The following is an 8,211-nucleotide window of genomic DNA, read 5'->3' on the forward strand; positions in this document are numbered from 1 at the left end:
CGATGAGGTTTACCGCAGCACAGTGTTCGACGGCGAGTTCCTCTCAATAGCATTCCCGGAATGAGAGAGCGGACGATAATTGTGAACAGCCTGTCGAAGTCTCATGCAATGACCGGCTGGAGGCTAGGGTGGACGCTTGGGCCGGTCTCGGCATCAGTTCATCTGGAAAATCTTGCGCAATGCATGCTCTTCGGATCGCCGACCTGTATTCAGGATGCCGCAGCGGTGACTCTCGATGAGGCGGTGACGAAGAGATGCGGTTTTCTCAAGCGAACTGAAGCGCAGACGTGATCTGATGTGCGCGATCGCACACGAAAGTTCTGCTTCTTCTCTTTTTTCGTTCCGACGACAGGAGCCGCCGGCAGCCTTCGGACGCCCTTCTGCCGCTGATTTGACCATTGCTGTGCGGATGTTCGCCGGGATATCCGTGAACCTTATCGTCCGCTGCGGCGCTCAATTTGCTTGGGGTTCTTGGAACCGTTCCGAACTTTCTCCTTGCGCCTCCGATCGAGTTGCGCGTGCTCATGCGGGGCGCTGAGGTGTCTCGATCCGCAGTGGCGCGGCCATTATGCGACGAAGCCTATTAGCTTAGTTGAAATTTGTCCCCAGCGGACGGGAACGACGCTTGGCCGTGTTAGTTGATTTGAATGGAGCAGCTAAGAAAAGATCTGGCATTGCTTACGCGACCCGGCTTCTGGATAGCTTTCGGCATTTTGTTGCTGCTTTACGGGATTCAGGTCTTTTTTCTAATTCGGGCATGCCAATGCCTTTAGCCTGGAACATCGATCCCCCTAGCTGGAACGCGGTCTGTCCATCTCCCGGCGGCTGCGCCGATAGCGTTGATCAACGATATATTCATTTATAAGCCTGCTATTCCCGGGGATGCCGAGGTTGGCAGCGCCTGCATCGTTGAATACGCACGTGGCGCTCCCCTCAAGGTAGGTGGTTACCATTCTCGCGCAGCCGGTGAGCATTGGAGCCCGCACTGTGTTGGACGTGCGCTCATGCGTCGGGAAATTTCTTATAGACAGGGGAGGGTCTGTCAGGCTGGAAAATCACAAGCTGCCCCGCGAATGAGGAAGCAAAAAAGGTGCAAGACCAGATCGATTTCTTCCGGGCAACTCGGTCCTCGCATCATCGCCGATCAGCGGCCGTACCGTCGAGAACCAAAATGCGCACGATCTCAGCCGGTCGGCCTCGCCAAAACATCCGGACTTCCGGACGGGACAGTCGGTGCCGCGTCTCGTCCTGTGGCCCGCGCTATGCTGACGCTCCTACGGTATCCCGTTCACCGCCCGCGGCAGGAGGGCGAATTTCCTCCGTCCTGCGCGCGACAACCGTCCACTGTTGCGGCCGCACGCAGGACTGCGGCTTATACGCCGTTCTTCCTTTGAGCGGCGTCCAGTTCGCAGGGCTAAATCACCATTGGTATGCAGACGAGCCTCTCGGCGTCTGGACAGAGATCAATTGCGCTTTGCACCAGGGTTCCTGGATCGTAAGCTCCAAACACGCTGCAGTCGCCTGATATGGTCCACTACGTTGGCCGGCTCATACGGCTTCGCAAGGTGCGGGCCTTGCTGACAAAGGTCGCCCGCCGCGATCGCAGTTCGTTCTACTGCGGCAGAAAGCACTATTTTGACCTCGGGCTTGTTCTCGCGAACCCACTTCGACAGTTGGAACCCGTTCATGTTGCCCGGCAGGTCAACGTCACACAAGACGGTGTCCACACCGAACTCCGCATAGTTCAACGCTTGCTGCGCCTCACGTGCGAAATGGGCCTCAATCACCCTGTAGCCACAGTGGCGGAGATAGTCCGCGATGACGCATCGGGCGATGACGTCGCCGTCAACCACGAGGATCGTTTGGCTCTGTTGGTTCGGGGCTTCCATTGACGGAGAACGGTCAGCAACCGGCAGGGTTCCAAGCATCATGACCTGCGCGGGATGCCGACCGAAGATCGCGGCGAGATTCTGCACGAAATGATCCCTGCCGGCGGGCGCATTCAATTCAGCGGAGCGATGCCGCACTGGTGACGCCGTTTGCCACCTGGTCAACGAGACGGGCTAGAAGGCATGGTCTCGAAGCTCAAGGGCAGTCCATATCGCAGCGGCAAACGAGCGCTTGGCGCAAGATCAAGTGCTTTGAGGAAAAGGAAATGCAAATCACGGTGCACAGCGCGAGCGCGGCAAAGCTACCCAGGTGATCATGGCTGAAAAGGGCCTCTACAAAGGCGGCGCACTCGTCAACTTCAATGCCGATGAGCGGCAAGCGCTTTGGGATCGTGTCCAGGGCAAGGTTGGCGGCCCGGTCCCGAAGGGACATAAAAAGGAAAAGGCCGAGTGGCTGAAGCCCGGACTGGTTGGCTGGGTCGAGACCCTCAAAGGCGAAGAGAAGCTGCGGCACGCAAGGCTGCTGGATTTCCGGGAGGATGATGCAAATGGCCATGCCTAAGAAAGATCAGGAACGCGCCACCTACGCCTGGATGTACGGCGCCCAAGCGCGCAAGGATGGCAAGGAGCGTGAGGTGCCAGCTTACTGGCAGGAACATGCCAACGCGTGGCTGCAGGGCTTTGACGGTGTGGCGATGGACGGTTTTGGCAAGACCAAGACCGTCAACGACGAGATGGAGGCCGAGGTCGACGAAGCTGCCGTCGAGCGCCCCGACGAATAGCCATTTTGCCGTATGCCGTATGGTCGTTTTTAATTGGAGAAGGGTTTCGTTGGGCCTATAAAGATTGCGTTTACCATTGCCTTTTTAGGGAGAATGCGATGGTTGCAACGCCCATAGAAATCGCTCAAGCCGCTACTGCGACTACGGCCACCTTGCTGAAGTGGCAGAAGTCCATGGAGGAACGCGCCACGTTTCGCCAGAACATGGATCAATCGCGCAGGGCGATCCAAGCCTCACGCGATCTGCTGAAGCGCCTTCGCCAACGTCATCGCGACGACATGGCGGAAAGTTCGGAAAATGCCAACCCGTCTACTGTGCCGATATCGCAACGCGCCGGCAGCTAGCGGGAGGCGACCAGAGCCGATGTGAAGGAGAAAGTTTCAGTGGGCTGTTCCTGGGGTCGGCAACGAAGTTTAAGCCTTGTCAACCAGCGACTTTTTTCGCCCGCGTGGAAGTGCCACATGTCTTTCGACAAGGCGCACGTGCTCGGCCTCGACAGTCACCAATGGCCGGAGGCTGACGGTTACCTTGTCCCCGTCGATGCGTGTGACAGGGCCGATCAATTCCATATGCTGGCCAATCACAGTCTTCCAAGTCGAATCGACAACAGAATGCGGGAAGTCGTAGGAGGGGATCGTCACGCTCATGCGATCGGGCGTCACCCGGCCGCGCACAATCGCCGTGACTGCGACCTCGTCGCCAACTTTGATACTTCCCCGAGCGATGCCCAAGACTTTGGAGCAGCCGGCGCCGGCGTCAAGATGAGGGGGAGCTAATAAAACCCCTCCGCGCCGCGATTGTGACGCGGGGCGATCCGATCGCCGCCAGCGACTTAGCAGCCAATTGACGACAGCGGCCGAGAAGCCTGGCATCCCTGCCGACCAAATCAACGGCGAAATCGAAAGCGCCTTCGAACTGTGAGAGAGGGCCGGGGCTGTGGCCGGCTGGCTTGCGGTTAATATCGACCACAAGCTGAATGGACGAGGCGACGAGGTCATCAGCCTTGCTGGTTCCGACGTCGACGTGCTTGTGATCCCCACGGATGAAGAGAGAGCCGTGGGGATCCAGCTGCTATCTGTGCGCCCTCAAGCTTTGTCGCTCGTGCCCTGAGCGCCGAACCTGATGCTACTCGCGCGGCGGGTGTCTCGACCTGTCAGGAGTTCGGCGGCAGCAGCATGGTCCGATAGCCGGCCATCAAGGCGATCAAGGTTGCTGCAACCAGCGGCAACCAGAACTTGATCGGTCCGGCAATACTGCCAGCGATGCGCGGCCGATGCCATCAGCACCGTCAGGAGCCAGACCTCCCACGGGTTGAAACCGCCCCATGGGTCAATCGTCCGGTTTGGCAACAAGGGCAAGATGATCGCTGTCGCAGCCGTGCGGCAAGACATATTTGCGGCGGTGTTCCTCCGGCAACGAATCGTCTCAGCTAGTTGTGGAGGTGCGACAGTTGAAGTCCAGGCTGGTGCTCCACGCCGGATAACAGCGATTCCGCCGATCGGAACATGTCCTCGAATTCCAACTCGTTTTCAAACACCACGCCGCCGACGCTGATGGTCAGCGTGTCCGCGGTTCCTTTTGGCGCGAAATAGGCTTGGGCCACGCGCGCCCGGATACGCTCGCCGATCTCCCTGGCGTCGTCTTCTGTCGCACCGGGCAGAAAGACCCCGAACATGGAGGTTCCGATCCGGCCCACCAGATCTTCCTTGCGTACCGATGATTGGATGGTCGAGGCTATGAGCCGCAAGGCTTCGTCACCCCAGCCAAGGCCGAAGCGCAGATTGATGGACCTGATGTGTTCGGGATGAATGACCAGGAAGGCGCCAGATCTTGGACCAGACGATTCCGGCCTGGTTGCTCTCCTTTCAACCATCGACGTGAAGACTGTCCGGTTGAGGCAGCCTGTCAGGCTGTCAAAGGTCGCCGACTTGTTGAGTTCTCTTCGATAACGGACGAGCTCGGTCCGCTGCAGTCCAATGAACAGGAAAAGTGGGCCACCGACGATGACCGGCAACAGGATCGCAGTGACCATGCTGCGGCCGAAGGGCGTCAAGGCTTCCGAGAACAGAAGCAGATAATCTAGGCCAACCGAGAGGAGCAGAATTCCCGCCGATCCCAGGGCAGTCAGCCATGCGATATCTTTCCATTGCCGGGGCGAGCTATTCGCCATTGGTGTCATCATTAGCCAATCTCCCGCCTGATCGGCTGTCATAAGGCCAAGGTGCTGCACTTTCAGTTTCGAGGAAACATACAATTTTAGTAATGGCGCAATCACCTACCATCGGCCCGAAATCAGCCCTTCAAAAGCAAGGCTACGGCGGCAAAAGCAACGACACCGAATTATCGGCTATTGCGGCGGACCGAATATCCCCATCTGCGCGTCTCTGGCCACTGCCTCCGCCTTGCCGTAGATGCCACTCGCCAGGGCCGTCGCCCAGCCATTGGATACAAGCCAGGCGCCGACATCCTGCTTGCCCAAGCTGCACGGTGCCGCAATGGCAAAACGATCGATTTCCGGCGGCACGACGCATTTCAGCGCCCGGCCGCGCAGCCAGGAATTGAACGTCGCGCGCGCACGCTGGCCGCAAGGCCAGGCGATGCCACGAAAGGAACAGGTCTCATCCAGGTCAATGCCTTGGATCCCGCTGATGGCTACCTTGCGCCCCATCGATTCGAAGGTTGCCGACGAGGTGGCAACCGGTTGGTACAGCAGGACCTCTTTCCAATCCTTTGGCATTCGCATCCCTGCAGGCGAAGCCAGACCAAGGTCGCTGAGCGGCGGGCGCGGCTCGACCCGTTCGATTTGCGCCGGATCAAGCTGTGGCGGCGCGATAAGGTCCTGAGCAATCTTGCGTGCCCGTCCTCGCCATGGCGTATTGGCGACGGTCGCAATTGGTCGCAGTGGCTGGCTATCGTCGATGGATTGACGCGACGCTGGTATCGGCCGATCGATGGGAAGCAGATCGGCGGCCCGCATGATCAACAAGACCCCGGCCAGGAGGAGCAGGCTTCCGAGCGCTATCAAGCGATTGTGCCTCAGCCAGCCCATCAACTCAAGCAAGGTTCCTTGCCCCTCAATACCCCGATGTCGATTTGGCGACCAGCTTGAGTGCACCCTTTTGAACCTGATAGAAGGGCATGGATCGCTCACTGGAGCCATCCGCCCGAAACCGGAACAGGCCGGTCGATCCGCGAAATCCGCTCCGATTCTCGAGCACCTGCTTGCTGAAGCCGTCAGGCCCGGCCGAACTTGCAATTCCTGCTGTCAGGGCGACCATATCATAGGCGTAGGCGACATTGGCGTCGGCTGGATAATTGTAGGTCGTCTTGAAGCGGTCGGCGATCGGGCCGGTTTCGGTTGGGTCGAGCGTGGCGATGTAGGAGCCTTCAAACAGCGGCTCCATCGGATGTTCCAGCCAGCGGTTGGTTCCAACGACGGCAATTGCTTTTCCAGGAATGCCTTTCGTTTTGAGCGCCGCAAGGATCTGCGCCGGATTGTCGTCGCCGCTGGCGATGATGATGGCATCGGGAGCCTCGACCAGCGAGCCCATATCATTGACCACTTTGGTGCCGCCATCGCCGGCCGGATACGGAATGGTGACGGCGAGCGTCGCGCCATAGATGCTGAGGCTGTTGGCGACCCGCTTTTCAACCGCGCCGGCATTCGCTCCTGCCGCAACGAGCAACACGAACTTCTTGCTGCCTTTGGCCGCCAGGCCGGCTGCGCCCGCGGCCGCGCTGTCGGCCTCGTTGAGGCGCACCGCATAGACGCCCGGGCCGCCGGCGAAATTGTCGGCCAGCGCCAGCACCGGCGGCCGCTTCGATCCCGACAGCTTGGCAATGTGCTGAGCCGCGGCAAGTTCCACCGGGCCGATGACGATCGTGGCTCCGGTGGTGATAGCCTTCACCGCCAATTCGCTGGCGTGCGCGCTGTCGCCCATGGTGTCCTCGACCGTGACCGTGAGCAGGACATTTCCAAGGTCGGCCATCGCCAGCTTGGTCGCATCGAGCATCTTCCTGCCGTTTTCGCCGGCGTTGCCCGGGGCCGACAAAGGCAGCAGCATCGTGACCTTCGTCGATCCCGTGCCGAGCGATTGCGTCGCCTGGGCGGGACCGGCAACGGCGCCGGTGACCGGCGCTCCAGGTGCGGCGATCGCCGCCGGATCGAGCGCGTCCGAGACGCTGCCTTTCGACTGGCAGCCCGACACTATGCCCGCGAACGCAAAGACGATCGCCCACGTCCACGAACCGTGTCGCTGCCGGCCAGAATCCATGATGCCTCCCTCATATCCCGCCGGGTATTTGTCCCGGTCTCATCCGTTCATCTTACGGCAGACTTGCCTCGCCGTCTTTGCAATTGCTGGATTATGGCTCAGCCGTCGAAAAGTCTTGCCCGGAGCGCCTTGATCATTCTGGCTTGCCCGGCGCTTCGATAGTCCGTGCATTTCATGTATCGCGGGCCCGGCACGAACAGCCGGCGCACACAAATCCGCCTCGCCGGGGCAGGGGCACCATCGTCTCCTGCTGTCGGGAATGCGGAGAATCCGAACGTCGCCACCGGCAATGGCCCGGCCACCGCAAAACCTTCTCTCGCCAGGATTGCACGCGCACGCCGGCAGTAGCGGACCGAAAGTTCGGAGAACCGGGTTTCACCGTGCCCGGCGCGATATTTCATGACCGTCGTGCAAAGATCGCCTTCGGCAAGGCTGTTTGCCTGCGCCAGATATCTGACGCCGAGCGCGATGTTGGTCGCAGGGACCGCGAGTTCGTCGAGCGAACCGCGAAAGCCAAGCATTCGCGCCGTCGCCGGCATCACTTGCATCAACCCGACTTCACCATCGGCGCCGTGCACATCGGGATCGAATCCGCTTTCGATCTCCATCACCGCGTGCGCCAGCACCGGCTCCAGGCCGTAGAGCGATGCCTGGCACGTCGCGAACGCCTTGAATGTCTCGCGCGTCCATTCCGGAGCGACATCGCAGCGAACCGGCCGCGTCAAGCCGGACGGAGCTTGCTGCTCGAGGGCAGGTCGTTCCAGCCAGTTGGCACGGGCTTCAGGGGCAAAAACGGCCAGTGCGATCGCTCCGGCAATCGCTCTCGACAATCTTCCACGGGCGATCATCGTCAGCCTGTCGGCGCGACTTGATCCCTTTCGGTCAGTTCATGTACTCGACCATGCGGTCGTGGAAGCACTCGCACTTGTTGAGCGTGTCCTCGTCCTTGTAGTTCGTCTTGAGGTAGCCATAGGCCATGCCGCAGGCGACCTTGGCTTCCGACGCCCAGACGAAGGCGGGGCGGGACGAATTGATCCATTCCGAGCTGTTGGCGACGGCCACCGACTCGTCCTTCAGCTTGACCACCTGGACCTTGAGATCGACGATGTTGTCGTTCAACACCAGGTTCGATGTGCCGACGGTCCGGCAATAGTCGGCCACCGGCCCGTCGATGATGTCGGCGGCATAGCCCGTCGACCCGACTGCCAGCAACAGCGCCGCAGCGGAAACCAACAGTCTTACGGAACGTTTCATGATGAGATCCCC

At 60.1% G+C, this 8,211-nt stretch carries 11 protein-coding genes; 4 read left to right on the plus strand and 7 right to left on the minus strand.

Annotated features, from left to right (window positions below; all coding sequences use genetic code 11):
• Positions 1 to 60 precede the first annotated feature (60 nt).
• A complete protein-coding gene (locus NLY43_RS32655) occupies positions 61 to 291 on the plus strand; it encodes an aminotransferase class I/II-fold pyridoxal phosphate-dependent enzyme (protein ID WP_084026284.1) in 231 nt (76 codons plus the stop codon).
• Positions 292 to 1,463: 1,172 nt separating this feature from the next.
• On the opposite strand, the gene NLY43_RS27405 is transcribed toward NLY43_RS32655, so the two are convergent.
• Complete coding sequence (locus tag NLY43_RS27405; RefSeq protein ID WP_023713845.1) at positions 1,464 to 1,976, minus strand: response regulator; 513 nt, start codon at positions 1,974 to 1,976, stop codon at positions 1,464 to 1,466.
• 229 nt (positions 1,977 to 2,205) lie between these two features.
• Here NLY43_RS27405 and NLY43_RS27410 point away from each other — a divergent pair, with 229 nt between their 5' ends.
• The 3 genes from NLY43_RS27410 to NLY43_RS27420 all read left to right on the plus strand — a co-directional run bounded on the left by NLY43_RS27410 (position 2,206) and on the right by NLY43_RS27420 (position 3,015).
• Positions 2,206 to 2,451, plus strand: coding sequence for a hypothetical protein (locus NLY43_RS27410; protein WP_023729558.1), 246 nt, complete (start codon positions 2,206 to 2,208; stop codon positions 2,449 to 2,451).
• Positions 2,444 to 2,671: a hypothetical protein gene (locus tag NLY43_RS27415; RefSeq protein WP_286458983.1), complete on the plus strand. Its 228-nt coding sequence runs from the start codon at positions 2,444 to 2,446 to the stop codon at positions 2,669 to 2,671. Before NLY43_RS27410 ends, NLY43_RS27415 begins: the two co-directional genes overlap by 8 nt.
• Before the next feature lie 98 nt (positions 2,672 to 2,769).
• Positions 2,770 to 3,015 carry a hypothetical protein gene (locus tag NLY43_RS27420; protein WP_023670916.1) on the plus strand — a complete coding sequence of 82 codons (246 nt, stop codon included), beginning with the start codon at positions 2,770 to 2,772 and terminating at the stop codon, positions 3,013 to 3,015.
• Positions 3,016 to 3,084: 69 nt separating this feature from the next.
• Here the strand turns inward: NLY43_RS27420 and NLY43_RS27425 are convergent, their stop codons facing one another.
• From NLY43_RS27425 to NLY43_RS27450, 6 genes are all read right to left on the minus strand, one after another.
• Entirely contained in the window at positions 3,085 to 3,318 is a 234-nt protein-coding gene (locus NLY43_RS27425) for a hypothetical protein (RefSeq protein ID WP_348524906.1), read from the minus strand.
• A gap of 782 nt (positions 3,319 to 4,100) precedes the next feature.
• Positions 4,101 to 4,853 (minus strand): GGDEF domain-containing protein, encoded by a 753-nt coding sequence (locus NLY43_RS27430; protein ID WP_031199547.1) that lies wholly within the window; start codon positions 4,851 to 4,853, stop codon positions 4,101 to 4,103.
• A gap of 165 nt (positions 4,854 to 5,018) precedes the next feature.
• On the minus strand, positions 5,019 to 5,732 hold the full coding sequence (locus tag NLY43_RS27435) for a thermonuclease family protein (RefSeq protein WP_245264002.1): 714 nt from the start codon (positions 5,730 to 5,732) through the stop codon (positions 5,019 to 5,021).
• A gap of 13 nt (positions 5,733 to 5,745) precedes the next feature.
• Positions 5,746 to 6,945 carry an ABC transporter substrate-binding protein gene (locus NLY43_RS27440; RefSeq protein ID WP_023712255.1) on the minus strand — a complete coding sequence of 400 codons (1,200 nt, stop codon included), beginning with the start codon at positions 6,943 to 6,945 and terminating at the stop codon, positions 5,746 to 5,748.
• 98 nt (positions 6,946 to 7,043) lie between these two features.
• On the minus strand, positions 7,044 to 7,793 hold the full coding sequence (locus tag NLY43_RS27445; protein WP_023687768.1) for a lytic transglycosylase domain-containing protein: 750 nt from the start codon (positions 7,791 to 7,793) through the stop codon (positions 7,044 to 7,046).
• 34 nt (positions 7,794 to 7,827) lie between these two features.
• Positions 7,828 to 8,199 (minus strand): hypothetical protein, encoded by a 372-nt coding sequence (locus NLY43_RS27450; RefSeq protein WP_031199545.1) that lies wholly within the window; start codon positions 8,197 to 8,199, stop codon positions 7,828 to 7,830.
• Positions 8,200 to 8,211: the final 12 nt, after the last annotated feature.

The organism is Mesorhizobium sp. C416B, from assembly GCF_030323165.1.
Lineage (GTDB): Bacteria > Pseudomonadota > Alphaproteobacteria > Rhizobiales > Rhizobiaceae > Mesorhizobium.